We start from the raw sequence: 25,240 nt of genomic DNA on the forward strand, positions 1-25,240 counted from the left end.
GCGCCGCGCACCGGGGGATGACGCCGGCGCGCGGCATGCCGACAGGCTACGGGACTACTGGCCGACCCGGCCCGGCCGCAGCACCTTCGTGAACAGCACCGTGCCGTCCTGCTCGCGCAGCCGCACCGTCATGTCGGCGCTGTCGCCGTCGATGTCGACCTCGCCGAAGAACTGGTAACCGCCCGCGGGCGACACGTTCGAGGCGGTCGGCGCCTTCACGAAGACCCGTTCCGGGCCGAAGGTGGCGTCCAGCTCGCTGGCAGGGAAGGCGCCCGCGTTGAGCGGCCCGGACACGAACTCCCAGAACGGCTCGAAGTCGTTGAACGCGGCCCGCGAGGGCTGGTAGTGCTGGGCCGAGGTGTGGTGCACGTCGGCCGTCAGCCACACCGTGCCCGTGATCCGCCGGTGCTTGACGAAGCGCAGCAGCTCCGCGATCTGCAGTTCGCGCCCCAGCGGCGCACCGGGATCGCCCTGCGCCACGGCCTCGATGTTCGGCTCGCCCTCGGTGGCGTCCGGCACGACCAGACCGATGGGCATGTCCGCCGCGATCACCTTCCACACCGCACGCGAACGGGCCAGCTCCCGCTTGAGCCACTCCAACTGCTCGCGGCCCAGGATGCCCTGCGGGTCCACGCGCTGGCCGCCGGGGGAGTTGGCGTTGCGGTAGGTCCGCATGTCCAGCACGAACACGTCGAGCAGCGGGCCCTGGCGCAGCACCCGGTGCACCCGTCCCTCGCGCGCGCCGGGACGCAGCGTGGAGACCGGGACGTACTCGCTGAACGCGCGCCGGGCCCGGGCGGCCAGGACGTCCACGCTCTTCTCGGTGTACCGGTCGTCCGTCTCCGCGATCACCTGGCCCGGGTACCAGTTGTTGCGGACCTCGTGGTCGTCCCACTGGACGACGGACGGGACCCGGGCGTTGAAGCGGCGCAGGTTCTCGTCGAGCAGGTTGTAACGGAAGTTGCCCCGGAACTCGGCGAGGGTCTCGGCGACCTTGGACTTCTCCTCGGTCGTGATGTTCCGCCAGGTGCCGCCGTCGGGCAGCGCGGCCGTCTCCGGGATGGGGCCGTCGGCGTAGATGTTGTCGCCGCTGCACAGGAAGAAGTCGGGGTCCAGGGCGCCCATGGCGTCGTAGATGCGGTAGCCGCCGAGGTCGGGGTTGATGCCCCAGCCCTGGCCCGCGAGGTCGCCGGACCACACGAAGCGCACGCCGTCGCGCCGGCGCACCGGCGCGGTGCGGAAGGTGCCGGTGACCGGCTCCCCGGTACGGCGCGGGTCGTCGGGGTCGGCCAGGAGCACGCGGTAGTGGATCTGCTCGCCCGGCGGCAGGCCGCGCAGCCGCGTGGTGCCGGTGAAGTCGGTGCCGCGGCCGAGCAGCGGACCGTGCCACCGGTGCGGCCGGCGGAACGACTCGGTCGCGGACGTCTCGACGATCATCCGGGCCGGCCGGTCGGACCGCACCCACACCAGACCGGAGTGGGAGGTCACGTCTCCCGTCTGCACGCCCCAGCCCGCCCCCGGCCGCCCCGAACGGGCGAACGCGGGCGCCGCACCCAGGGCGGTGGGCAGGGTCAGGGCCGCCGACGCGGCGAGCGAACCGCGCAGCACGCTGCGACGGCCGGGCAACGGACGGTGGGACATGGACGCGCCTCCAGGAACGGGGTCCGGCCGGTGCTCCGGCCGGGTGCGCAGCCAGACCTACTGGCACGGTGCGGCGTCCACGGAAACGGCGGGTGAACAGACCAGGCCCCCCACCACCCGGACACCCCGCCGTTCGCGCGCCCGGCGCGGGGCCGCTCACCCGGCCGCCGCCATCCTCGCTACACCCGCCCGGATCCGTCCTGGCGTCAGGTGCGCGTAGCCCAGTACCAGCCGCACCTCCCCGCCCGCCGCCGGCCCGGCCACCGTCCCCTCGTGCCCGTACGCCGCCAGGGGGCGCACCGCCACGCCCGCCTGCGTCACCCGCGTCACGAAGCGCTCCTCGGGCCCGTACCGTTCGGGAAGCGTGGCGATGGCGTGCAGGCCGGCGGCGATGCCGGTGACCCGCGCGCCGGGGAAGTGCCCGGCCAGCGCCGAGACCAGGGCGTCGCGGCGCTCGCGGTAGGCGCGCTGGCAGACCCGGAGCTGCCGGTCGTAGTCGCCGCGCTCGACGAAGCGGGCGAAGAGCGCCTGGTCCAGGGCCGGGTGTCCCAGGTCGGTGGTGCGCTTGCGCTCGACGACGTCGTCCGCCAGCCAGTCCGGCACCAGCAGCCAGCCCAGCCGCAGCCCCGGGGCGAGGGACTTGCTGACCGAGCCCGTATAGGCGACGCGTTCGGGATCGAGCCCCTGGAGCGCGCCGACGGGAGCGCGGTCGTACCGGAAGTCGCCGTCGTAGTCGTCCTCCAGGACGAGCCCGTCCACGGACCGTGCCCAGGCGAGCAGTTCGGCACGGCGCCGCGCCGAGTAGGCGATCCCGGTGGGGAACTGGTGGGCCGGTGTCGTCACCGCCACGCGCACCCCCGAGGCGTGCAGCGGAGCCAGGGCGAGCCCCTCCCGGTCCAGGGGCAGCGGCACGGTGCCGATGCCCGCCGAGGCGTACAGCGCGCTGTGCTGGGGGCTGCCCGGGTCCTCGACGCCCGCGGTGCGCGTCCCGCGCGCGTGGAGCACGCCGGCCAGCAGCGCGGTCGCCTGCGCCACCCCGGAGACCACCACGATCCGCTCGGGGTCCGCCACCACGCCCCGGCGCCGCGCGAGCAGCTCGGCCAGGGCCGTACGCAGCCGGGGCAGCCCCCGCGGGTCGGGATAGCCCAGCCCCTCGTGCGGCAGGTCCGCCAGCACGCTCCGCTGCGCCGCGGCCCACGCCGAGCGGGGGAAGAGGGACAGGTCGGGTGTCCCCGGCACGAAGTCCGCGTGGACGCCCGAGGAGCGCGGGGCGAGGTCCCGCGCGCGCGGACGTGCGGCCCGGACCGCGTCACCCACCCAGGTGCCCGCGCCCCGCCCGCTGCGCAGGTACCCCTCGGCCGTCAACTGTTCGTACGCCTCCGTGACCAGCCCCCGCGACACGCCGAGGTCGGCCGCCAGGTCCCGGCTCGACGGCAGGCGGGTGCCCGCCGCGAGCCGGCCCGAGCGGACCGCGTCCCGCAGTGCCTCCCGCAGCGCGCGCCCACGCGCCCGTGCCGGTGCCGATGCGGCGGGCAGCAGCAACTCCCACGCTGACGTCATGAAAACGGCCCCCCGAGGTTCACACATCCCAATCGCCCCCATTTTACGAGGGGTTGGACGCGCTGACGCGTAAACCGGAGTGACAGACCACAGCGAGGGGGCAGGCTGATGTCGGGCCCCGGAATCGTACGCGCAATTCAGGAGCGCCCGTGGACGCCAAGAACCGTTTCGAGACGAAGGTCACCTTCGCTCTCTCCCGACTCGAATGGCTGGGCTTTCTCGCCGTATCACTCGTGCTCGCGGTCCAGCACCGTACGGAAATCCGCTGGGGCGTTTTCGTGCTGTTGTTCACCGTGATCGACGCCGTCGGATACATTCCCGGCGCGATCGCCTTCCGCCGCCGCCGGGGCCGCCCGGTTCCGCGTGGCTACTACGTGGCCTACAACACGATGCACAGCCTGGTCACCGCCGGTGTCCTGGCCGGGGCGTGGGCACTGTTCGTCCGGCCGGAATGGGCGCTGCTGGCCCTTCCGATCCACCTCATGGGCGACCGGGCACTCTTCGGGAACTCCCTGAAACCCTTCGGTGTCGCCTTCGAACCGGAAACAAGTCCGGCGTTCCGTTCGTTCGAGCAGGAATACGAACCGGAGCGGGACGCCCGGGGTTTCCATGCGCCGGGCAAGAGCGGTTCGGCGGCGCATTCCGTGGAGGGTACCGATGCCGTCCGTGCTTGACACGCTCGCCGCGCACAGCGACAACCCCAGTTCCTTTCTCGCCCTCAACAGCGGGAACTCCTACTTCCAGGACGACCGGTTCGACGGGGCCTGCGCCTACCGCACCTCCGGCCGCTACGTCCTGCAATTCGGCGGCCCCTTCACGGCCCCCGAGCACCGCGCGCCGCTGCTGGAGGCCTTCGCCGCCCACACCGGACGCCGCCTGGTCGCCGTCCAGTTGCAACGCGCGGACGCCGAGCTGTACGCGGCGCACGGGTTCACGGTCAACCAGATCGGCGCCTCGTACGCCGTCGACCTGAGCCGCTTCACGCTGCGCGGCTCGCGGTTCGTGCGCCTGCGGAACAAGATCTCGCGCGCCCGGCGGGCCGGCCTGGAGATCGACGAGGTACGGGAGGGCGACGACTGCGCCGAACTCGACCGCATCGACCAGCGCTGGCTGCGGGACAAGGGGCGGCACGTCAAGGAGCTGCGGTTCCTGGTCGGCCAGCGGACCGGCAGCCTGCAGCGGCACCGGCGCCTGTTCGTCGGCCGGATCGGCGGCGAGGTGGTCGGCTACGTCAACTACTCGCCCGTCTACGGCAGCCGGCCCGGCATGCTGCACGACCTCAGCCGCCGCCACCCGGACGCGCCGCCCGGCGTGATGGAGGCGCTCAACGCCACCGTCATGGAACGGCTCACCGCCGACGGAGCGGGCTGGCTGCACTTCGGGTTCACCCCCTTCACCGGCCTCGACCCCAGCCACGAACTGCCGGGCGCCAGCAGCATGTTCAGCCGGTTCACCCGCCTGCTGGCCGAGCACGGGGACGCGGTCTACCCCGCGGCCTCCCAGCTCGAGTACAAGCAGAAGTGGGCCCCGCACGCCGTGCTCCCGGAGTACATCGCCTTCCGCGGCCGGCCCCGCCCCGGCGCCGTCTGGCAACTGCTGCGCGCCACCAACGCCGTGTGAGCACCGCCGCACCCGACCGGACCGCCCCGGGACGGCCCGTCCGCACCGCAGCCATGCCCCCCATCCATCCAGGAGGACCGCGCGCCCATGAGATTCCTCGAACGTGAACGCACCACCCTGGCCAAGCTGCTGCCCGACCTGGACCCCGCCCTGCGCGAGATCCCCCTCATGGAACTGGAACGGCCCGGCAGCCCGGGCATCCGCCTCTTCCGGGACAGCGGCGGCCCCGGCCTCCTGGTGCCCGAGTCCCACCAGGGACGCGGCGCCACCGCGCTGGACGCGCTGCGGGTGCAGCGTGCCATCGGCAGCCGCTCGCCGTCCCTGGCCGTGGCCACCACCATGCACCACTTCTCCATGGCCACCCTGGTCGGTCTCGGCGGCCTCGGCGACGGCCTTGAGTGGATGCTGATCGAGGGCGTGGCGTCGAGCAACCGCGTCATCGCCTCCGGCTTCGCCGAGGGCCGCCCCGGCGCGGGCATCCTGGACCCGTCGATGAGCGCCGTCGTGACCGCCGACGGCATCCGGATCAACGGCGTCAAGCGGCCGTGCAGCCTGGCGCACTCGATGGACGTGCTCACCGCGGGCGTGGTCGTCCCGCGCGAGGACGGGCAGGGCGACGAACTCGCCGTCGCCCTCGTGCCCGCCGACAGCGAGGGCCTGAGCGTCAGCGGTTTCTGGTCCAGCACCTTCCTCGCGGGTGCCGAGAGCGAACAGGTCACGCTCACCGACGTCCTCGTCCCGCCGGAACTGGTCCTGCGCACCGCGACCGCCTCCGGCGACCGCCTCGACGAGCTCCAGACCGCCGGCCTGGTCTGGTTCCAGGTGCTGATGACCGGCAGCTACCTCGGTGCCGCCTCCGCCCTGGTGGAGCGCGTGCTGCTGAACGAGCGGATCCCCGAGCACGAGCGGGTGCGTCTCTTCGTCGAGACCGAGACCGCCATGGCCACGGCCGAGAGCGTCGCCCGCCGGGTGGACGCCGGGGAACTGGACGAGTCGGCCCTCGCCCAGTCGCTGTGCGTGCGCTACGGCGTCCAGGACGCCCTCGCCCGCATCGTCCCCCGCGCGGTCGAACTGCTCGGCGGGCTGAACTTCATGACCTCCGACGAGGTGGGCCACCTGGCCGCCTGCGCCAACGGGCTGTCCCTGCACCCGCCCTCGCGCTCCCGCATGACGGGCCCGCTGTCGGCGTACCTGGCCGACGGCCCGCTCGCCATCGCCTGACCGTGCCGGGCACCGCGGCCGGTCCGGACCTCGCGCTCCGGCCGCGCCGCCCCGCCCGGCGGCGAGCCGGCGCCGCGAGCCGTCGCGGACCCCGCGGCCGCCGCCGTTCCACCCGAGCCCGGTCCGTTCGGTCATGCGACCGATTCCCGTCCCGTTCCCGTTCCGTTCCCGTCCCACCCAGCCCGTGCCGGCCGACTCCCACCGTCCCCACGTTCCACGGCAGCCGAAACCCGTCGAGGGGAGCCCACCATGCCACGCAACGCCCCATGCCCCACCGTCCTGCCCGTACCGCCCCGCGCCGTCCGGCGCGAACGTCCCACCCTGCTGCTGACCGGTGGTTCCGGAGTGCTCGGGCGCGCCCTGATCGATGAACTGGCACCCGACTACGACCTGCTCTGCCTGCGCCGCACCAGGCCCCTGCACGATCCGCGGGTCCGCGAGATCGAGGGCGACCTGCTCGCCCCGCGCCTCGGCCTCGGCGCCGCCGCCTGGTACGAACTGGCCCTGCGCGTCGACGTGGTGCTGCACTCCGCTGCCCAGACCAACTGGCGCACCCCGCCCGAGGAGATCGTGCGGACCAACACCGTCGGCGCGGAGACGATGCTCGACCTCGCCGCCCGCGCCGACGCCCCGTTCTACCTGGTCAGCACCGCGTTCGTCGCCAACACCCCGAGCGAGGAGGACCGGGAGCGCTTCCCGGGCGCCGCCGCCTACCTCGACTCCAAGAGCCGGGCCGAACAGCTGACGCGCGAGGCGGGGCTGCCCGGCGCCGTCGTGCGGCCCTCCGTCGTCATGGGCCACTCCGCCACCGGGCGCATCGCCGGACAGCAGGGCCTGACCAAGACCATCGGCGCGATGGTCCTCGGGCAGGTGCCGGTGCTCCCCGGCGCCCCCGAGGCCCGTGTCGACATGATCCCGCAGGACTACGTCACCCGGGCCGTCGGCGCCCTGATCCGCGGCGGCGTCGGCAGCGGCGAGTACTGGCTCACCGCGGGCAGTCAGGCCCCCGCCCTGAGCGAAATCGCCGACACCTGCGCGGAGTTCGCCGTCCGCCACGGCCTGCCCCGGCCACTGAGGCCCCGGCTCATCCCCGTCGAGGCCGTCCACCGGCTGCTGCTGCCCATGCTGGAGGGCACCTCACTGCCCGCCTCGGTACGGCAGCGGTTCCGGCACTACGCCGAACTGCTCCTGGTCTTCCAGCGCGAGCTGCCGTTCGACACCTCCCTGGGCTCTCCCCACTGCGGCACCCGCGTCACCCACGCCGACATCCAGGCCGCGCTCGTGCGCAACCTGGAGAGCTGGGCGGCGGAGCGGTCCGACCTGCCCGCACGGCACCGTGAGCCCGCGTCCGCGGCGGCCGGCAAGGAGGTGGCGTGATGACCGTGTCGCCCCCGCCGACCGAAGCCGCCGAAGCAGCCGAGCCGTCCGGAGCGGGCCAGCCGTCCGGAGCAGCCGAGCCGTCCGGAGCGGGCCAGCCGTCCGGAGCAGCCGAGCCGTCCGGAGCGGGCCAGCCCTCCGGAGCAGCCGAGCCGTCCGGAGCAGCCGAGGGGTCCGGAGCCACCGAGTCCTGCGGAGCAGCCGAGAGCGCCGGACCCACGGCCCCCGTCGACGTCGACGTCGTCGACCTCTACCTCAAGCACATCGGCTCCGGCCGCGCCGTCATGGGCCGGGTCATGGGCGGCATGGCCGAGGTCCGCTCCGAGGGCGCCTGGATCCACGCCGACGACGGCCGCCGCTTCCTGGACTTCGGCGGCTACGGCGTCTTCATCCTCGGCCACCGCCACCCGGCCGTCGTCGAGGCCGTGCACCGGCAGATCGACACCCACCCGCTGGCCAGCCGCGTCTTCCTCGAACCCGTGGCCGCCCGCGCCGCCCAGGCGCTCGCCGCCCACACCCCGCCCGGCGTCGACTACGTCCACTTCGTCAACTCCGGCGCCGAGGCCACCGAGGCCGCCCTGAAGCTGGCCCGCGCCCACGGACGCACCTCGGTGATCACCACCCGGCGGGGCTTCCACGGCAAGACGCTCGGCGCGCTGAGCGTCACCGCCAACGCCACCTACCAGACGCCCTTCCAGCCGCTGCTCCCCGACGTCACCCAGGTCGACTACGACGACCCGGCCGACCTCGAACAGGCGCTGGCCCCGCGACGCGACCGCGCCTGCGTCATCGTCGAACCCGTCCAGGGCGAAGGCGGCGTCCGCATCCCCCGCCCCGGCTACCTCCGCCAGGTCCGCGCCCTGTGCAGCACCTACGGCGCCCTGCTGGTCGTCGACGAGATCCAGACCGGCATGGGGCGCCTGGGCACCTGGTGGGGCGTCGACGCCGAAGGGGTGCGCCCGGACGTCCTGCTGGCCGGCAAGGGACTCAGCGGCGGCGTCGTACCCATCGCCGCCATGGCCGCCACCGCGGAGGCATACGGGCCGTTCAGCCGCGACCCCTACCTGCACACCTCCACCTTCGGCGCCTCGCCGATCGCCTGCGCCGCCGCGCTGGCCACCGTACGGGCGATGGAGGCGGAGAACACCGTGGCCCGGGCCGCGGCACTCGGCCTGCGCCTGCGCGCGGCGGTACGGGAGGTGTGCGCGCCGTACCGGGGCGGCCTGGTCCGCGAGGTGCGCGGTCAGGGGCTGCTGATCGGCATCGAGTTCGCCGAGGAACAGGCGGTCGGGGAACTGCTGCTGGAGCTGATCGCCCGCGGCGTCCTCGTCAACCACTCCCTCAACTCCACCCGGGTGCTGCGGCTGACCCCGCCGGCCGTCGTCGACGACGAGGAGCTGGACCTGTTCCTCACCACCCTGGCCGAGGCCCTGCACAGCACGGCCGGCCGCATGTCCGGCTGACCGGCCGCCCCTCACGTCCCTCCGGAAAGGAACCGAACGCCCCATGCGCCACGTGGTCCTGCACGCCCTCGCCGAGGGCCTGGCACCCGCCGACGTCTACCGCCGCATCAGCGACTTCGGCCGCTACCCCGAGTACAGCGACGTCTTCCGCGAGGTGCGCGTCGAACCGCCGCTGCCCGACGGCTCCACCGTCTCCGACTGGACCGTCGAGTTCCGGGGCGGCCTGATGCGCTGGCGGGAGCGCGACACCTACTCGCCCGAGACCCACTCCCTCGCCTTCGAGCAGCTCAGCGGCGACTTCCAGACCTTCGAGGGCGAGTGGCGGTGCGAGCCGCGGGGCGAGGGCACCCTCGTCGTCTTCACCGCCGCCTTCGACCTGGGCATCCCCTCCCTGGCCGAGATCCTCGACCCGGTGGCGGAGTCCACGGTGCGCACCAACATCGCCCGCGTGCTGCGGGGCCTGGCGGACGCGGAGGTGATCGATGAACACGCGGCTGCGGCTCGTGGCTGACCGGTCGGCGACGACCGCCCGACCGCCGCACGAAGAGCCACTGCACGAGGAACCCGGGCCGGGCGCCGCCCGCTGCCTGGGCCTGTACGCCAAGCTGGCGGCCGGGGTCACCGTCGTGACCGCCCGGGGCGAGGACGGCCCGCTCGGCATGACCGTCTCCGCCGTCACCTCGCTCTCCGCCCGGCCGCCGCTGCTGCTGGCCTGTCTGCGGGACGGCTCCCGCACCCTCGCCGCCGTCCGGTCCCGCCGGACCTTCGCCGTGCACCTGCTGCGCGAGGAGCAGGAGGAGCTGGCCGGACGGTTCGCGTCGCCCACGACGTCCGCCGCCGAGCGGTTCGCGGGGACGGACACCCGGCAGGTGCTGGGCGTTCCCGTGCTGGCCGGGGCGCTCGCCTGGTCGGTGTGCCTCACCGAGGACGTCCGCCGCTACGGCGACCACCACCTCGTCGTCGGCCGCGTGGCCGCCGTGCACGTGGGGCCGGGCCGTCCGCTGCTGTGGCACGACCGCAGGTTCGGCACGCTGACCGAACCGGTGCCGGGCGCCGCCGGATGACCGGGCAGCCGGCCGGAACGCCGTGCTGGGAGCGGGCGGAACTCCCGCCCCAGCCCCAACTGCACGGCGTGGTCACCGCGGACGTGGTGGTCGTCGGGGCCGGTCTGGCCGGGCTGTCCTGCGCCTACCACCTCGCCGAACGCGCCCCCGGGCTCGACATCGCGGTGGTCGACGCCCAGCACCCGGCCGCCGGGGCCAGCGGCCGGGGCACCGGCCTGCTGGGTCCCCGCGCCGGACCCGCCCTCGACCGCGCGGTGCGCCGCTTCGGCGCCGCGACGGCAGGCCGGATGCACCGGGCCAGCCGGCAGGCGGTACGGGACGTGCTGGACCTGTGCTCGCGGCTCGCCGTACCCTGCGGGCTGCGGCCCGGTGAGCAGCTCATGGCCACCCGCTCGCCCGCGGGCCTGGCGGCTCTCGCGCGCCAGGCCCGGGCCTGCCGCGAACTGGGCCTGGACGTCCCCGTCCTGACCCCGGCCGGCATCCGCGAACGCGTCGGGGTCTCCTACCGGGCCGCGCTCCTGCACCGCCCGGCCGCCACCCTCGACCCGGCCGCCCTGACCTGTGCGCTGGCCCGCGCCTGCGCCGACAAGGGCGTGCGGTTCTACGGCCGCAGTCCGCTGCTGGCGCTGCGCCCCGGCGACCTGGTCGGCCCCGAACTGGTCCTCCCGCACGGCCGTCTGTACGCCGGGCAGGCGGTGCTGGCCGTCAACTCCGCGGCCCAGGCCCTGGAACTGCCGGTCGGCACGGTCCTCCCGCTGGAGGTGTACGCCGTCGCCACCGCGCCGCTGAGTCCCGCCGCGTACGAGCTGCTGGGCGGACGCGCCGGACCCGCCGTGGTCGACGCCGTGCCGCTCGCGCCGTACTTCCGCCTGCTTCCGGACGGGGGTCTGGTCGCCGGCGGCGGCACCGCCTCGGTCCCGGCCGGACTCGCCGCGCCCCGCCTCCAGGCCCGGCGCGAGCGCGCCTGGGCCCGGCTGGAGCACTGGCTGCGCGGCCTGCACCCCGACCTGGCCCGGACGAGGGTCACCCACCGCTGGTCCGGCCGGATCGCCATGACCGGCGACGACCTGCCGGTGGTCGGGCCGGTGCCGGGGTACTCCGACGTCTGGTACATCGGCGGCTGCGGCGGCCACGGCCTCGCCCTCTCCGTGGCGCACGGCGCGTACGTGGCGGGGGCCCTGCTCGGCGAGCCGGACCCCGGCGAACCGCTGCCCTGGCACCGCTCGCGCGCCCCCCGTCTGCCCCTGTACGGCCCCGTGCGCCCCCTGCTCCGCGCCGGTGTGGACGCACACGGATGGGCCGTGCGGCGTGTCTGCTGACGGCTGCCGCGCGTTGGTATCCCGTTCCAGTTCCTGAGATCGACCCGGAGGTTCTCATGCTGCGACTCGGCCTCGGCAAGGACGGCCGGCTGCCGCCGTCGGTGACCATGGGCACCGTCGACGTCGCCTTTCACCTGGCCGCGCGGGGCGGGCCGCTCCCCGTCGTGTTCGCGTTCGCCTTCGACGGAGGACCGCCGACCCTGGACTCCGTACGGGCGCGGGTCGCCGAACGCGCCCACGGCATCCCGGCGTTGCACTACCGCATCGCCCGGGAGAGCCGCAGGTTCCGGCGGGTGGACCGGATCGCGGTGGACCGGCACGTGCACGAGGCGTGGCTGCCCGAGGACACCGACGGTTCGGCGACCGGACGGCTGATGCTCTCCCGCCCCGTGGGCGCCGACGGCCGGCCGCCCTGGGAGGTGTGGCTGGTGCACGGCCCGGCGGGCCGCCACACCCTCTGCTACCGCACCGACCACGCCTTCCAGGACGGGGTGGGCGCCGCCTACACCGCCCGCGCCCTGCTCGGCGACGACCCCACGGGCGGACCGGCCCCCCGGCCGCGCCGCCTGCCCACCGCGGCGGGCATCGCGGCCACACTGGGGGACGTGGCGGGCGCCTTCGGCGCGTCGACGGCCAAACCGGCCTTCGACGGCGTGTGCACCGGACGCGTCGACGTGTGCCACGCCGACACCCCGCTCGCCCGGCTCCGCGCCCTCGGCCGCGCCCACGGAGCCACCGTGACCGACGTCTACCTCGCCGCCCTGTCCCACGCCGTCCGCACCTGGCACCTGAAGGAGACGGGCGCGGTCCACCCGCCGCTGCCCGTGGCGATCCCGATGTCCGTCCGTGCCCCCGGCGAGGAGCAGGCACCCGGCAACCGCATGATCACCGCCCGGATCCTGCTGCCCTGCGACGAGGAGTCGCCGCAGCGGGCGCTGGCCCGGGTCAAGGAGGCGATGAACGGGCTGCGGGCCGCGCGGCGGCGCGATTCCATGCGTGTGCTGCTGGCGGCCACTCCGCGGTCGGCCGGCGCCAGGATCGGCGTCCGCCTGGTCCACGGCAGGCGCGTCGCGGGACCGGTGAGCAGCGTGGACTTCGGTCCGGCGCTGGTCCACCAGGGGCTCACGGCCCGGCGTGCGGCCGTCTACACGAGCGTCGCGTCCGGCATCCGCAGCGTGGTCACGCTGACCAGCCAGCACGACACCGCCTGCCTGACCGTGGTGCACGACGAGGCGCTCCGCACCGCCGACGAACTCCCCGACCTGTGGCTCGCGGCGCTCCTGGAACTGGAACGCGGGTGACGCCGCGCCGCACGGAACGAAGCCCCGGGCACCCGCCCGGGGCTTCGTTCCGTCGCCCGGGGGTCAGCCGGTGCGGCGCAGCGTGCCGGTCGTGAGGAAGGCGCACTTGGCGGCGGCCTCGCCGACCAGCGGCAGGTACGGGGCCAGCCGTTCCCTCGCGTACGGCAGCGTGAGCAGATCGGCGACCCGGGCGTCCCAGCCGTGCTCCGCCCACCACTGCTCGGGCTCGGCGAGCTGCCAGTTCCAGGCCGCCCCGATCGTCGCGAGGGCGTTCAGGAAGGGGGCCACGAGGGGCGATTCCACCGTCCGGGCGTTCACGCACTCGGCGCCGAAGGTGCTGCCGTCGGCGGACAGTCCGGTCATCGTGGCGACGACGTCCGCCACCTGGTCGGGGCGGAGGAAGTACAGCGGGGCCTCGCAGAGCCAGGCGGTGGGCCGGCCGGGATCGAAGCCCGCCGCGACCAGTTCCTCGCCCCAGGAGCCGGTGATGCCGGCCCCGACGGTGGTACGGCGTCCGCAGGTGACCGGGCTGCCGTCCAGCACGCGGTCCTTGAAGGCCAGGACGGAGGGCACCTCGACCTCGAAGAGGTGCACACCGGTGGGCCAGTCGAGCCGGAAGGCGCGGGTGTCCAGGCCGGCCCCGAGGACGACGACCTGCCGGCAGCCCGCACGGGCCGCGGTGAGGAGGTAGTCGTCGAAGAAGCGGGAACGCACCACCTGCCAGTCGGGCAGCAGCCGCTGCATCGGTCCGTCGCCGGGCGGGCCCCCCTCGAACCCGGCCGTGTGCAGGAAGTCGGCGGCCCACGGGTCGAGGACGTACGGCGCGGGGCGCAGGGCCTCCGCGGCGTGCGCGGCCGCCGTCCAGAGCGCCGCGTGGGCGAGGCCCTCCGGGGCTCGGGCGGCAGGCACGGACGGCGGCCGCGGTCCGGCGGGCGACGGCGGTCCGGTGGGCGACGGCGGTCGGGTGGATTCCGGCATGGGACCTCCTGGAAACGGGCGGAGCGTGACGGAAAACGGTGGGGAGCGGGGGAGCCGGGGGAGCGGGGAGCCGGGGGATCGGGGGCGTGACGGAAGGGTGAGGCGCGACACCGGGCGCGACGGCCGGGCGCGACGACGGAGTGGGACGACCGAGCGGGACGACCGAGCGCGGGAGGGCGGGTCACCGGGAGCGGCGGCGGCCCAGCAGGAAGGCCGCGGCACCCAGCGCGAGCATCCCCTTGGAGGGCCGGACGGGCCGCTGGCCGCCCATCGCGGCGGGGGTGCGCGGCTCGTGGATGTTCAGTGCGAACTGGCGGTTGGCCACGTCGGACAGGACGCCCCGGACCTGGTCGGGACTGGTGACGGCGGCCAGCAGCAGCTCCATGGAGTTCCGGGCGAACTGGTTGCGGCCGAGGAACTCGCGGCCCAGGGCGAACAGGATCTTCGGCACCTCCCCCTGGAACACCTCCGGCAGGGTGATCTCGGGGGCCAGGCAGCGCACCGAGCCGTCCAGGTTGGCGAACGACTTGCCGAGCAGCGACACCGCCGGCGGCGAACCGATGCCCCGCTTGGTCGCCTTGGCCAGCACGGTGGTGAGCGAGACGCCGAAGTTCATGTCCTCCAGGGCGAGATGGGAGACCTTCGGCACGAAGGCCGCCATGTCGGCCGCGAACGCCGGCATGTTGGCCCACGGCGTCAGCCGGCCCATCTCCGCCCAGTGCTGGGCCAGTCCCGCGCCGTCGTTCTGCGCCAACGTCATGAACAGCGGCAGCAGTTGCAGGCTGGTGCGCCGGTCCAGCCGGCCGACCATGCCCCAGTCGATCAGCGTCGCCGGGCCCCCGGGGACGGCGAAGACGTTGCCCGCGTGCGGGTCGGCGTGGAAGAAGCGGTGGACGAAGTACCCGTGGTACATGAAGCGCAGCAGGTCCTTGCCGATCTCCACGCGTTCCCCGTCCGTGAAGTGGGCGCGGTCGACGTGCCGCACCGACTTCCCGTCCGCGAGCGACTGGACGAGCACGCGGGGACTGGCGTGCAGGACCCGGGGCACCTCCAGGGACCGGAAGGGCCGGACGTGGTCGCGGGCCTCGTCCATGTTGCGGGCCTCACCGGTGAAGTCCAGCTCCGGTTCCATGGCGTCGAAGACCGAGCCGAGCATCGCCTCGATGTCGATGACCTCGTTGAACCGTGGAGCGACCCGGGCGACGATCCGCGACGCCCGGCGCATCAGGGCCATGTCCGCGAGCACGCCCTCGCGGATACCGGGCCGCTGGATCTTCACCACGGCGGCGCGTCCGCCGGGCAGGGTCACCCGGTAGACCTGGGCGAGGGACGCCGCCCCGAGTGGGGCGGAGGTCTCGACGTCGTCGAAGCGCAGCTTCCAGTCCGGCCCCAGGTCCCGGGCCAGCACCGGTTCGAACTCCGAGAACGGCTGGACGTCGACCTCGTCGTGCAGGTTCTGGAGTTCGTCCCGGATGGACTCCGGGACCATGTCGGGGCGGGTGGACAGGATCTGACCGAGCTTCACGTAGAACGGGCCGAGGCTCTCCAGCGCGTGCCGCACCGCCTTGGCACGGCGCTGGTCGGACCCGGCGGAGGCATCGGCGTCCTCCGCCGGGGACCGCGTGTCCCGCTTCGTACGCCCCCGCAGCCGGGCGGGCAGCCCCACCTCGTCGGCCACGAGGCTGCCCAGGACCTTGACCACGAGACGCAGCCGATCGCCGACGACAGACGCCATCGTGTGTGATCCTCCTCAGGTGTGGTGCGCGTACGCGGGGTCGGCCGGCGTACCGCGGGGGCCGGCCGGCGGGACGGTGCCGCGACCGGTCAGCTCGAGGTCGAGGACTGGCCGCCGCGGGGCCGGTCGCCGCCCTGCTGCTGCCCCATCAGACCCTGCAGGGCGGCCATGCCCTGCTGTCCGGCCTGGGCCGGCATGTTGGTCAGGTTCTGCAGGCCCTGGAGCGCGTCCAGGAGCTTGGGCAGCACCTGGAGCAGCTGGGTGAGCTGGGTCGGCAGCGCCATCAGGTCACCGGCTCCGCTCGCCGCGTGGCCGAGACCTCCGGCCAGTTGACCGAGGCCGCCGAGCGCCCCGGCCGCGCCGCCGGCCGCGGCCAGCGGGTTGGCGGCTCCGCCGAGTGCGGCCAGTGGATTGCCGGCACCGCCCAGTGCGGCCAGCGGGTTGGCGGCCGGGCCGAGTGCGGCGAGCGGGTTGCCGGCGCCCCCGAGTCCCCCGAGGGCGGCCAGCGGGTTGGCGGCACCCGCGAGCGCGGTCGCCGGGTTGACGGCTCCGGCCAGGGCGCCGAGGGTGTTCGGGGGCAGGCCGGCCAGCGTGTTGACGGCGCTGCGGGAGCCGCTCGACGTATCCGAGTCGTCCCGGTTCAGGAGGTCGTCGAAGGCTTCCTTCCAACTGTCGGTCATATCCCCGACCAGGTCCTTGAAGATGTCCTGGATGTTCTTGCTGTTGCCCATGAGTGGGTTCCCTTTCCGTTTCTCTGCGATGGGATAGGCATGGCTGCCGACTTTTATCCCGAGCAGCCTTCCAAGGATTTTGCGCACACGTTCTTCAGTCGGGCGCGTCCCCTGGTGAAAGCGGCTTCGGCCGCCTTGACGGAAATGTTGTGCTGGCGAGCGAATTCCGCAGTGGAAATTCCCTTTGCGCGGGCGAGTATGACCTCCTGTTCCCGTCCCCGCAGGTGTTGCACCTGGCTCAGCAGCCAACGGCCGAAGTCCTGGTCGCAGACGTCGTCCTCGGTCGTGCCGAAGGTGTCCGCGAACGCCGCGCGCTGCAGAAGTCTGCTGCGACGTTCCATGTCACGGTAGAAGTCGATGCAGAGGCGGAGCGCCACGGACGTCAGAAAGGAACCGAGCCGGTTCCGGTCCAACGCGGCGTGAGCGGCTGCGCGGGCCATGGTTTCCTGAACGCAGTCCTCGGCGTCCTGGAAACTCGGCAGTCGTCGTCGAACCAATCGCATGAGGCGGTCCTGATGCTGGAAGATGTCTTCCCAGGAGCATTCAGCGGGCGATTGGCAGGTGGAATGTCGCACCATGGTGGATTGCAGCCCGTTGTCTCTCGGATTGGGCAGGGAGAACCGCGGCCGACTTTCTATTTGTCGGCCATGTGGTTTTCCTACCCGAGCCTCTCGAGCGGCAAACCGGAATGAGCGCTTCCGCGAGGGGGCGGAAATGTTTTTTCGCGCTCATTTCCGAGGAGCGGGCCGGCGTGCCCAGTCGCGGTTCCAGTTGAGCCACATGTCCCGCACGGTCTGATGGACCAGTGAGCTGCCGGTGCGCAGTTCGCCGGTGTACGCCTGGACGGCCTCCTTGCCCACCATCCGCGCACCGCCGGTGAAGTAGGAGCCCCGCACGTGCTGCGGGGAGCGGTACTTGCCCCACAGCAGGATCTTCATCAGCGGCCAGAGGGTGAACACGCCGGACGGGCAGCGGTTGTCGGGGTCCAGGGTCCCCCAGACCGCCGGGACGAGACCGCTCTCGCCCAGCACCTCGTAGATGCGCGCGATCGTCTGCTCCTTCGTCAACTCGCCCGCGCGGTAGGCGAGAACGGCGTCGCGGGACTGGTCGAACATCCGCTCCACCCAGGGGTTGTCCATGCCCTGCAGACCTCGGTACGGCGGCATCTCCAGGGCGTCGAAGCAGGCCGGGTCGTGCGTCTTCTCGTACGTCACGGCGGCCTGGTTCTGCGCGTTCGTGCCGTAGAGCGTGGTGAGGGTCCACACCCGGTTCCACGCGTTCCACAGGTCGAAGTCGTCGAACGCGATGTAGCTGCAGGACACCAGGTCGTCGTAGAACCGGAACATGCGCTTGGTCCAGTGGTCCAGGTACGCGAACCGGGCGGTGTCGAAGTCGTCCTGGCGCACGGCGTCGATGAGCCGGTGGCCCAGGGCGTTGAGCGCCATCACGGTGACGGCGAGGCCGCTGGAGAAGAGCGGGTCGATGAAGTCACTGGCGTGCGGCAGCAGGCACCACCGGTCGCCGACCACCTTCTGCGAGGCGAACTGGGTGCGGTCGGTGGACACGTACGGCCGGACGGCCCGCGCCCGCTCGAACTGCCGCGCCACGCTGGGGAACCGGTGCACGTGCTCCCAGAACTCCTCCTCGGCGGACACGTCGTCCGGACGCGGATAGCGGTCGAGATCGAGGTTGAGGCCGACGCTGCACAACTCGCTCGTGCTGGTCGTCTGGTTGTCGAACGGGATGACCCACAGCCAGCCGCCCTGGAAGATGTGGTGGAGCGTGCCCTGGCTGAACGGGCTCGGCATGCCGTGCTGTTCGCGCGGCGGCGACACCGCGTCGAAGGGACGCACGTCCACCATGTGCGTGAAGATGGTCCGCGAGCGGGTCCGGTACGGCGGTTCCTGCCGCAGCCCGAGCCGCTCGGGGAGCATGGCCCGCATCCCGCCGGCGTCGACCACGTACGACGCCCGGAAGCTGCCGCGGTCCCGGGTGACGAGGGTCGCGCCGTCCTCCTCGAACTTCACGTCGTCGACCATGGTGTGGGTGTACGCGGTGACGCCGTAGGACACGGCGACGTGGAACATGTACGCGTCCACGTCCTGCCGGAAGTAGTGCGAGTCGGGACCGAGCGGCGGGCCCCAGGTGGGGTACTGCGTGCACTCCTCGGGCCGGGTCGGCTCGTCGTCCCGGTGGTAGACGAAGCTGAAGTTGCGCTTGACCCCGCAGTTCGACGACACGTGGCGGCGCAGCGCCGCGTTGGTCGCCAGGTGTTCGAGTTCCGGCACGTCGTAGCGGCGGGCCAGGACCCGCAGGCCGAAGGTGGTCTCGGGAACGGTGGACTCTCCGATGGCGAATCGGGGATGGCCGCTGCCCTCCAGCAGCAGCACCCGCACGCCGTGGCGGGCGAGGACGGTCCCCAGCATGGTCCCGCCGATGCCGCCTCCGACGATGGCGACATCGAAAGCGCGCTGGTCTTCTTGCATGGTGACGGTTCCTTTCGCAGGCGGGAAGGAGGAGTTGCCGGACCGGCCGGTCACCTGGGGGCGACGGGGGAACCCGGCAGCACCCGGCGCAGCCCGCAGGCCACCACCCGGGCGGAGAAGGACACGGCGAACCAGGGAGTGGGCGCCAGGTCGGCCAACCGCTCCCGGTCGCCCGGGATGTGGCGCTCGCCGCGCCCGGTGACGTCCAGCCACGCACCGAAGTGCAGCAGCCGCGCCTCGGGTCCGGCGTCGCGTGCGGGAAACGGCCGCATGTGCTCGCGCACCGCACGCGTCAGAGCGGCGCGCCGCCCCGGGCCCACCTCGTGCCCGACCAGGAACGCGTCGAGCAACTGGGCGGAGCGGCCCGGGAATCCGCCCCGGCCGAGCGGCGAGCGCCCCACCAGTCCGGTGTCGTGGAAGGCCGCGGCGGCCAGCAGGCCCACCCGGTCGTAGGCGGTCCCGTGGCTGCGCGCGCAGGCGTCGGCCAGCAGGAAGGACCGCAGGGAGTGCACGGCGACGCGCGGTGGCAGCAGCCGGCGCATCTCCGTCAGCGCGGCGAGCGCGAGCGGATGCCCGAGCAGTTCGGCCAGGGCCGGCCGGCCGAGCAGCGGCTGCCATGCCGCGGGCAGCCGCTCCGGCGGGACGAAGCGCGAACCCGCCCCGTCCGCACCGGGATCCGGAACCTCCGGACCATCGGGACCTGCGGCCATGACCCAACCCCCTTGCCCTGTGACCCCATTGGCAGTGTCCGTCTCACCTGTCTTTACGCTCGGGCCGTACCCCGACCCCCGTTTCACAACATCCCGTCGGTGCCCGCGCGTTGACGCAGGAACGGCGGCGCGCGGTGAAAGGAACACGCCCCCGGCCACCTGTTCCGCACCCTCTCTCCGAGTGATTCGAAAATGTGAACCCTACTTACTTCATGGAGTGAATTCTTTCCCCCGCCCGAGGGATCGTTGCGGAATTCGATGGACGTGAGACTGGGAAACCGGTCCCACCCCGACCGCATTCCCCAAAGCAAGGGAGCGCACCGTGAGCTTCATCAACCCCCGTCTTCCCGGCCTCAATTCGGACGACGTCGTCACCGACATCACCGAGTCTCCGCACCGCGTGGGCGCGGTCGTCCAGGCCGGCGGAGCACAGGTCATCGCCACCGTCGACGTCCAGGCGGGAGAGGACGACTGGAACGCCCCACCGAGCGAGGAACATCCGCGTCCGGTGGTGCTCGTGCACGGCACCTTCGGCAATCGCGGCTACACCTGGAACACCGCGACCCCCCTGCTGCGCGAGCACGGGCACCGGGTCTTCCGGCTCGACTACGGCCAGCACGGCAATCCGGTGATCTTCGGCCTCGGCGACATCAAGCACTCCGCGCGGCAACTCGCCGAATTCGTCGACGAAGTGCTCCGCCGCACCGGGGCCCAGCAGGTCGACCTCGTCGGCTTCTCGCAGGGCGGCATGATGCCGCGTTACTTCCTCAACGCGCTGGGCGGCGGGCCCAAGGTGCACAATTTCGTCGGCATCTCACCCAGCAATCACGGCGTCACCGCCCAGGGCCTGATGAACCTGGCCCGCCAGATCCCGGGTGCGGTGGAACTCCTCGAACAGGGCGCCGTCGGGGAGGTCGTGCCGGCCTGGCCGCAACTGCAGCACGACCACCCCTTCCAGCGCGAGCTGGCCGATCTCGGCGAGACGACGGAGGGGGTCCGCCACACCGTCATCGCCACGAAGTACGACGACGTGGTCACCCCGTACACCTCGTGCGCCCTGGAACAGACGGAGGGACGCTACGTCAAGAACATCGTCCTGCAGGACATCGATCCGGACGACCACACCCCGCACGTGAGCATGCCCTACAACGCGACCGTGCTGAAGGAGGTCCTCGCCGCGCTCGCGTCCTGAGCACGGCTGCCGTCCAGGACGACGCGGGCCACCAGCGCCGGGTCGTCGTTCATGGGGACGTGGCCGCAGCCGCGCAGCCGTACCAGCCGCGCGCGCGGGATGGTCCGCTTGGCGCGTATCCCCTGCCGGGGCAGGAGCAGCCGGTCACGGTCGCCCCAGGCCACGGTGACGGGGACGCCCGGCACGTCATCGGTGAACAGCACGCTCCGGCCGGCCCGCAGCGTCTCGGCGAACCCCTCGGCACGCGCGAGCGCCAGGGTCTCGGCGACCACGGCCTCGGGGGAGCGCCGTGCGGGGCGGGCGTAGATCGTGCTGGTCAGGGCGGTGCGGCCGAGGGCCGTGCGGGACAGCCGTTCGACGAGGGGGAGCGGCAGACCGCGCGCCGTGCGGCGCATGCCGGTCAGGACACCGAAGGCGTAGCGCCGCTCGGGCCGCGTCCAGAAGCCGGCCGGGGACAGCGCGGTCACCGACCGCACCAGGTTCCTGCGGCCGAGCTCCAGTGCCAGCAGGCCGCCCAGCGAGTTGCCCGCCACGTGCGGGCGGTCCAGGCCCAGGGCCGCGCAGAAGGCGCCGAGCACCGCGTTCGTCGTCGGCAGGTCGTGCGGCAGGCCGGGCGGCAGTGCCGACGACTCCCCGAAGCCCGGCAGGTCCACGGCGATCACCTCGCGCTCGGTGGCGAGGATGTCCACCACCGGGTCCCAGGCCTGCCGGTGATGGCCGATGCCGTGCAGCAGGAGCAGCGGCTCGCCGGTGCCCGAGCGGGCGTAGGCGAGGGTGATGTCCTGCGGGCCGTGCCCGGTGGGGGCCGTGAAGGAGAGTGTCACGGACGGCATGGGACTCCTTGTCGGAACGCGTGGCGGGCGGACGTCGGGTAGACAGCTTGTCAGTAAGAGCTACCGACGGGTAGCCCCAGTGCCGGACCGGGGTGATTCCGCCTGGACACCGCCGGACGCGTCCGCTGGGATGGAACGGTGACCACCGACACCGCGACCGACGTCTTCGAAGAGCACCGGCCCGTCCTCCTGGGCGTCGCCTACCGCATGCTGGGCCGCCTGGCGGACGCGGAGGACGTGGTCCAGGAGGCCTGGCTGCGCTGGTCCGGCGCCGACCGGGCCGCCGTGCGCGAACCCCGGGGCTACCTGGTGCGCGTCACCACCCGCCTCGCCATCGACCGGCTGCGCCAGATCAAGTCGCGCGGCGAGACCTACGTCGGGCCGTGGCTGCCCGAGCCGTACGCCACCGACTTCGGGGACGCCGTGGCGGACACCGCCGAGCGGGCCGTGCTCGCCGACTCGGTCTCGCTGGCCGTCCTCGTCGTCCTGGAGTCGCTGTCCCCGCTGGAGCGGGCGGTGTTCGTGCTCAGGGAGGCGTTCGGCTACCCCTACGCGGAGATCGCCACCATGCTGGAGCGCGGCGAGGCCGCGGTGCGCCAGCTCGCCGGACGCGCCCGCAAGCACGTCGAGGAGCGGCGGCCCCGCTACGACGTCGACCCGGCGCAGCGCCGCGCCCTCACCGAACGCTTCCTCGCCGCCGCGGCCGAGGGCGACCTGGCCGGCCTGCTGGCCACCCTCGCTCCCGACGTCCGGCTGGTGGGGGACAGCGGGGGCCGGTCCAAGGCGCCGCTGCGCGTGCTGGAGCGCTCCGACAAGGTGGGCCGCTTCCTGCTCGGCGTCGCCCGGCAGGGCGTCCCCGACGCCTCCTTCCACTTCGTGGAGCTCAACGGCGGCCCCGCCGTGCTGGTCCGCTCCGGCGGCAAGCCGGACTCCGTGGTCCAGGTGGACGTCGCCGACGGGCGCATCCAGGCGGTGTACATCATTCGCAACCCGGACAAACTGGTGTCCCTGGCCGACACCCCCTAGCCCCGCCGCCTCTCCGCGCTCTCCGCGCTCTCCGGTCCCGGTCCCCGTTCCCCGACGGGGGCCGGGGCCGTCCCGTTCGCCGGATTGGTCTTGACCAAGGGGGTGGGGCGTTTTATCGTCGCAGAGAACTGCAACAACCTTTAATAAACAAGGGCGTCAAAACGCCGCCGTACCACGGCGATTGCGAGGACAGGGTGGGGACCACGCAGTTGGAACGGGTGCCGGAGCCCAAGTACTGGCACCTCAGGACCGTGCTCAGCGAGGCCCTGGACTCGGAGTTCGAGGTGGGTGAGGTGCTGCCCAACGAACGCGACCTCGCGGCCCGCTTCGGCGTCGCCCGCGCGACCCTCCGCCAGGCCCTGGAACAGTTGGAGCTGGAGGGCAGGCTCCAGCGCAGGCGCGGCGTCGGTACGACCGTGGCCCCGCCGCGCGTCGGCGTGGCCGTCGACACCCCGGAGCACGCCTGGCCCGGCACGGCCGACGACGCCTGGCAGCCGGCCGACTGCGTCCTCGCGGCACCGCCCGCCGCCGTGGCCGACGCCCTGGAGACGGGCCGCGACGAGCCCGTCCACACCGTCCGCCGCTCCCGCGTGAGCCACGGCCAGCCGGTCGCCGCGGAACTGCTGTACGTCCCCTCGTCCTCGGTGCCCGGTCTCCCCGCCATCGACGCGCCCTCGGGCGCCGCACGCGCGCGTGCCGTGCTGCGGGAACTGCAGCGCGGGACGCTGGAGGGGCGGGAGAGCGCCGTCGAGCTGGGCTCGGCCGGCACGGACGACGCGAAGGAACTGGACCGCCTCCCCGGCGCGCCCGTCCTCGTGGTCACCACCCGCTACCTCGCCGAGGGCCGTACCGCCGCCCTCTCCGTCGCCACCTACCGCGCGGACACCTGCCGGCTGACCTTCGGCGACTCGGGCGACGTGCAGATCCACCACGGCCCCGAAACCCGGGCCTCCTGACCCCTGGGTCCGCCACCGGGGCCCGCCGGCCCGCTGCCCCACCCCCGGCCGTCCGGGCCCATCACCCGGCGGCGCTCCCGTCGTGCCCGCAGGCCGACGGTTCCCGGTCAGCGGCGGGCCGTCGCGCCCTCGACCGCGAAGAGCTGCTCCTCCACGTGGTCGAGGGCCAGCCGCAGCGCGCCCGTGGCCACGGCGGCCTCGCCGAGCAACGACAGGGCCACCCGCGGCGGACGCAGGCAGTAGCGGGCCAGTTCCTGGCGCAACGGCTCCAGCACGCCGTCCAGCCCGGCCGCCCAGCCGCCGATGACGACCATCTCGGGATCGAGGGCGAGCGACAGGGCCGCCACGTCGTGCACCAGCCGCTGGATGAACCGCTCGACCGCCGCGCGGGCCCGCTCGTCCCCGTCCCGGGCCTCGGCAAAGACCTTGGCGACGGCCTGCTCGTCCAGCGGGTGCAGCGGCTGGTCCGTGGTCGACAGCAGCGTCTCCGGCGTCACGTCCCGGCCCAGCAGGTGCAGCGCCCCGATCTCCCCGGCCGCCCCGCCGTAGCCCCGGTGCAGCCGTCCGCCGATCAGCGCCCCCGCCCCGGGACTGAGCCCGGCCAGCACGAACACCATGTCCTCGCACTCGGTGGCGGAGCCCTTCCAGTGCTCGGCGACCGCCGCCGCGTTCGCGTCGTTCTCGACCAGCACCGGGCACTTGAAGGAACGCCGCAGCCGTTCGCCCAGCCCGAGGCCCGTCCATCCCGGCAGCGCCGTCCCCAACCGCACCGTGCCGTCCGCCTCGACGATGCCCGGCGTGGCCGCGCCGACCGCACGCAGGGAACCGCGGGCCACACCGGCCCGGCGCAGCAGCTCGGCGACGGCCGTGCGCAGCCGCTCCAGCCGCTCGTCGGCCGACGCGTTCTCGTCCACGTCCTTGGCCTGGGCGCCGATCACCCGGCCGTCCAGGCCGGACAGGAGCGCGGCGACGCGGTGCGGGCCGATCTCCAGGCCCAGCAGGTGCCCGGCCTCCGCCCGGAACCGGAACCGCCGCGCGGGACGGCCCTGTCGCCGGGCGGTCCCCTCGCCGGCGGCCGCCTCGACGACCAGACCGGCCTCGATCAGCCCCTCCACGACGCCCTCGACGGTCGGCCGGGACAGCCCCGTCACCCGGGTGATCTCCGTCAGCGTCGCGGAGTCCGTCGCACGCAACGCGTGCAGCACCACAGCGGAGTTGATCCTCCGCAACAGCGACGGATCCCCGCCGGTCAGGCCTGCCACGGTCCGTCCTCCCAGCTAGTGCGCGTGTTGGCCGGATGGTACTCGGCCCGCCGGCCTCCGGCGAGCGCCGGTCCGCCCCTTCCGGGACCACGGCCGCTGCTCAACCGGGTGCCACGAACCCCGACTCGTACGCCGTGATCACCGCCTGGGTGCGGTCCCGCGCCCCGAGCTTCGCCAGTACGGCGCTCACGTGCGACTTCACCGTCTCCGTCCCGACCACCAGCCGTGCGGCGATCTCCGCGTTCGACAGCCCCCGCGCCATCAGCCGCAGCACCTCGCCCTCCCGCTCGGTGAGCCGGGCCCGGTCCAGCACCGCGCGGGCCGCACGGTTGCCGCCGCCGTCGCCGTACTCGGCGGCCAGCCGGCGCACCGAGGACGGGAACAGCAGGGACTCGCCCTCGGCGATCAGGCGTACCGCGTGCACGATCTCGGCCGGACGGGCGCGCTTGAGCAGGAACCCGTCGGCACCCGCGCGCAGCGCCTCGTACACGTACTCGTCGTTCTCGAAGGTCGTCACCACGAGGATCTTCGGCGGTTCGGGCACCGTCCGCAGCAGCGCGCGCGTGGCCTCGATGCCGTCCAGCAGCGGCATCCGGACGTCCATGGCCACCACGTCCGGCCGCACCTTTCGCACCAGCGGAATCACCGCCGCCCCGTCGGCAGCCTCACCGGCCACCTCGATGTCCGGCTGGGCCTCCAGCACGGCCCGCAGACCGGCGCGCACCAGGGGTTCGTCGTCGACGAGGAGCACTCTGACCGGCATCC

The 25,240-nt window shown here is 73.5% G+C and carries 23 protein-coding genes; 12 read left to right on the top strand and 11 right to left on the bottom strand.

The features are described 5' to 3' along the window. Positions 1-54 precede the first annotated feature (54 nt). Positions 55-1,641 (bottom strand): alkaline phosphatase D family protein, encoded by a 1,587-nt coding sequence (locus Sdi02f_RS25415; protein WP_108934081.1) that lies wholly within the window; start codon positions 1,639-1,641, stop codon positions 55-57. Positions 1,642-1,797: 156 nt separating this feature from the next. After that, positions 1,798-3,201, bottom strand: a complete 1,404-nt coding sequence (pdxR, locus tag Sdi02f_RS25420; protein ID WP_174843396.1) for a MocR-like pyridoxine biosynthesis transcription factor PdxR — start codon at positions 3,199-3,201, stop codon at positions 1,798-1,800. Positions 3,202-3,350: 149 nt separating this feature from the next. Here pdxR and Sdi02f_RS25425 point away from each other — a divergent pair, with 149 nt between their 5' ends. The 9 genes from Sdi02f_RS25425 to Sdi02f_RS25465 all read left to right on the top strand — a co-directional run bounded on the left by Sdi02f_RS25425 (position 3,351) and on the right by Sdi02f_RS25465 (position 12,566). Next, positions 3,351-3,875 carry a hypothetical protein gene (locus tag Sdi02f_RS25425; protein ID WP_108934083.1) on the top strand — a complete coding sequence of 175 codons (525 nt, stop codon included), beginning with the start codon at positions 3,351-3,353 and terminating at the stop codon, positions 3,873-3,875. Then, positions 3,859-4,821, top strand: a complete 963-nt coding sequence (locus Sdi02f_RS25430) for a bifunctional lysylphosphatidylglycerol flippase/synthetase MprF (protein ID WP_108934084.1) — start codon at positions 3,859-3,861, stop codon at positions 4,819-4,821. Before Sdi02f_RS25425 ends, Sdi02f_RS25430 begins: the two co-directional genes overlap by 17 nt. 87 nt (positions 4,822-4,908) lie before the next feature. Then, positions 4,909-6,042, top strand: coding sequence for an acyl-CoA dehydrogenase family protein (locus tag Sdi02f_RS25435; RefSeq protein WP_030401887.1), 1,134 nt, complete (start codon positions 4,909-4,911; stop codon positions 6,040-6,042). Positions 6,043-6,291: 249 nt separating this feature from the next. Further along, the gene (locus tag Sdi02f_RS25440) at positions 6,292-7,419 is read left to right on the top strand and encodes an SDR family oxidoreductase (protein WP_030401886.1); all 1,128 of its coding nucleotides are present in this window, start codon (positions 6,292-6,294) and stop codon (positions 7,417-7,419) included. Beyond that, positions 7,419-8,882: an aspartate aminotransferase family protein gene (locus Sdi02f_RS25445; protein WP_245962238.1), complete on the top strand. Its 1,464-nt coding sequence runs from the start codon at positions 7,419-7,421 to the stop codon at positions 8,880-8,882. The genes Sdi02f_RS25440 and Sdi02f_RS25445 overlap by 1 nt, the downstream gene beginning before the upstream one ends. A 43-nt stretch (positions 8,883-8,925) precedes the next feature. Further along, entirely contained in the window at positions 8,926-9,393 is a 468-nt protein-coding gene (locus Sdi02f_RS25450) for an aromatase/cyclase (protein WP_030401884.1), read from the top strand. Next, positions 9,365-9,946 carry a flavin reductase family protein gene (locus Sdi02f_RS25455; RefSeq protein ID WP_108934085.1) on the top strand — a complete coding sequence of 194 codons (582 nt, stop codon included), beginning with the start codon at positions 9,365-9,367 and terminating at the stop codon, positions 9,944-9,946. The genes Sdi02f_RS25450 and Sdi02f_RS25455 overlap by 29 nt, the downstream gene beginning before the upstream one ends. Further along, positions 9,943-11,265, top strand: a complete 1,323-nt coding sequence (locus tag Sdi02f_RS25460; RefSeq protein ID WP_030401882.1) for an NAD(P)/FAD-dependent oxidoreductase — start codon at positions 9,943-9,945, stop codon at positions 11,263-11,265. The genes Sdi02f_RS25455 and Sdi02f_RS25460 overlap by 4 nt, the downstream gene beginning before the upstream one ends. Positions 11,266-11,321: 56 nt before the next feature. Then, complete coding sequence (locus Sdi02f_RS25465) at positions 11,322-12,566, top strand: wax ester/triacylglycerol synthase domain-containing protein (RefSeq protein ID WP_031081911.1); 1,245 nt, start codon at positions 11,322-11,324, stop codon at positions 12,564-12,566. A 63-nt stretch (positions 12,567-12,629) separates the two neighbouring features. Here the strand turns inward: Sdi02f_RS25465 and Sdi02f_RS25470 are convergent, their stop codons facing one another. From Sdi02f_RS25470 to Sdi02f_RS25495, 6 genes are all read right to left on the bottom strand, one after another. Next, a complete protein-coding gene (locus tag Sdi02f_RS25470; protein WP_108934086.1) occupies positions 12,630-13,544 on the bottom strand; it encodes an SAM-dependent methyltransferase in 915 nt (304 codons plus the stop codon). A gap of 181 nt (positions 13,545-13,725) precedes the next feature. Next, positions 13,726-15,279 carry an ABC1 kinase family protein gene (locus Sdi02f_RS25475; RefSeq protein ID WP_031081907.1) on the bottom strand — a complete coding sequence of 518 codons (1,554 nt, stop codon included), beginning with the start codon at positions 15,277-15,279 and terminating at the stop codon, positions 13,726-13,728. Between the two features lie 89 nt (positions 15,280-15,368). Next, on the bottom strand, positions 15,369-16,010 hold the full coding sequence (locus Sdi02f_RS25480) for a hypothetical protein (RefSeq protein ID WP_108934087.1): 642 nt from the start codon (positions 16,008-16,010) through the stop codon (positions 15,369-15,371). Positions 16,011-16,063: 53 nt separating this feature from the next. Then, positions 16,064-16,588 carry an RNA polymerase sigma factor gene (locus Sdi02f_RS25485; RefSeq protein ID WP_267716251.1) on the bottom strand — a complete coding sequence of 175 codons (525 nt, stop codon included), beginning with the start codon at positions 16,586-16,588 and terminating at the stop codon, positions 16,064-16,066. A 150-nt stretch (positions 16,589-16,738) separates the two neighbouring features. Further along, positions 16,739-18,496 (bottom strand): NAD(P)/FAD-dependent oxidoreductase, encoded by a 1,758-nt coding sequence (locus tag Sdi02f_RS25490; protein WP_108934088.1) that lies wholly within the window; start codon positions 18,494-18,496, stop codon positions 16,739-16,741. A 50-nt stretch (positions 18,497-18,546) separates the two neighbouring features. After that, positions 18,547-19,206, bottom strand: a complete 660-nt coding sequence (locus Sdi02f_RS25495; protein WP_030401875.1) for a hypothetical protein — start codon at positions 19,204-19,206, stop codon at positions 18,547-18,549. Positions 19,207-19,528: 322 nt separating this feature from the next. Between Sdi02f_RS25495 and Sdi02f_RS25500 the strand changes: the two genes are divergently transcribed. Continuing rightward, positions 19,529-20,398, top strand: a complete 870-nt coding sequence (locus Sdi02f_RS25500; protein ID WP_030401874.1) for an alpha/beta fold hydrolase — start codon at positions 19,529-19,531, stop codon at positions 20,396-20,398. On the opposite strand, the gene Sdi02f_RS25505 is transcribed toward Sdi02f_RS25500, so the two are convergent. Further along, a complete protein-coding gene (locus tag Sdi02f_RS25505; protein WP_030401873.1) occupies positions 20,350-21,231 on the bottom strand; it encodes an alpha/beta fold hydrolase in 882 nt (293 codons plus the stop codon). The genes Sdi02f_RS25500 and Sdi02f_RS25505 overlap by 49 nt on opposite strands. 138 nt (positions 21,232-21,369) lie before the next feature. Between Sdi02f_RS25505 and Sdi02f_RS25510 the strand changes: the two genes are divergently transcribed. Further along, positions 21,370-22,257 (top strand): RNA polymerase sigma-70 factor, encoded by an 888-nt coding sequence (locus Sdi02f_RS25510; protein WP_055468226.1) that lies wholly within the window; start codon positions 21,370-21,372, stop codon positions 22,255-22,257. Between the two features lie 194 nt (positions 22,258-22,451). Continuing rightward, positions 22,452-23,213, top strand: coding sequence for a GntR family transcriptional regulator (locus Sdi02f_RS25515; RefSeq protein ID WP_108934089.1), 762 nt, complete (start codon positions 22,452-22,454; stop codon positions 23,211-23,213). Between the two features lie 107 nt (positions 23,214-23,320). Here Sdi02f_RS25515 and Sdi02f_RS25520 read toward each other — a convergent pair whose 3' ends face one another. Both Sdi02f_RS25520 and Sdi02f_RS25525 read right to left on the bottom strand, forming a co-directional pair. Next, on the bottom strand, positions 23,321-24,475 hold the full coding sequence (locus tag Sdi02f_RS25520) for an ROK family transcriptional regulator (protein WP_030401870.1): 1,155 nt from the start codon (positions 24,473-24,475) through the stop codon (positions 23,321-23,323). A gap of 100 nt (positions 24,476-24,575) precedes the next feature. Next, positions 24,576-25,238: a response regulator transcription factor gene (locus Sdi02f_RS25525; RefSeq protein ID WP_030401869.1), complete on the bottom strand. Its 663-nt coding sequence runs from the start codon at positions 25,236-25,238 to the stop codon at positions 24,576-24,578. Positions 25,239-25,240 lie beyond the last annotated feature (2 nt).

This window comes from Streptomyces ardesiacus, assembly GCF_003112575.1.
Lineage (GTDB): Bacteria > Actinomycetota > Actinomycetes > Streptomycetales > Streptomycetaceae > Streptomyces > Streptomyces ardesiacus.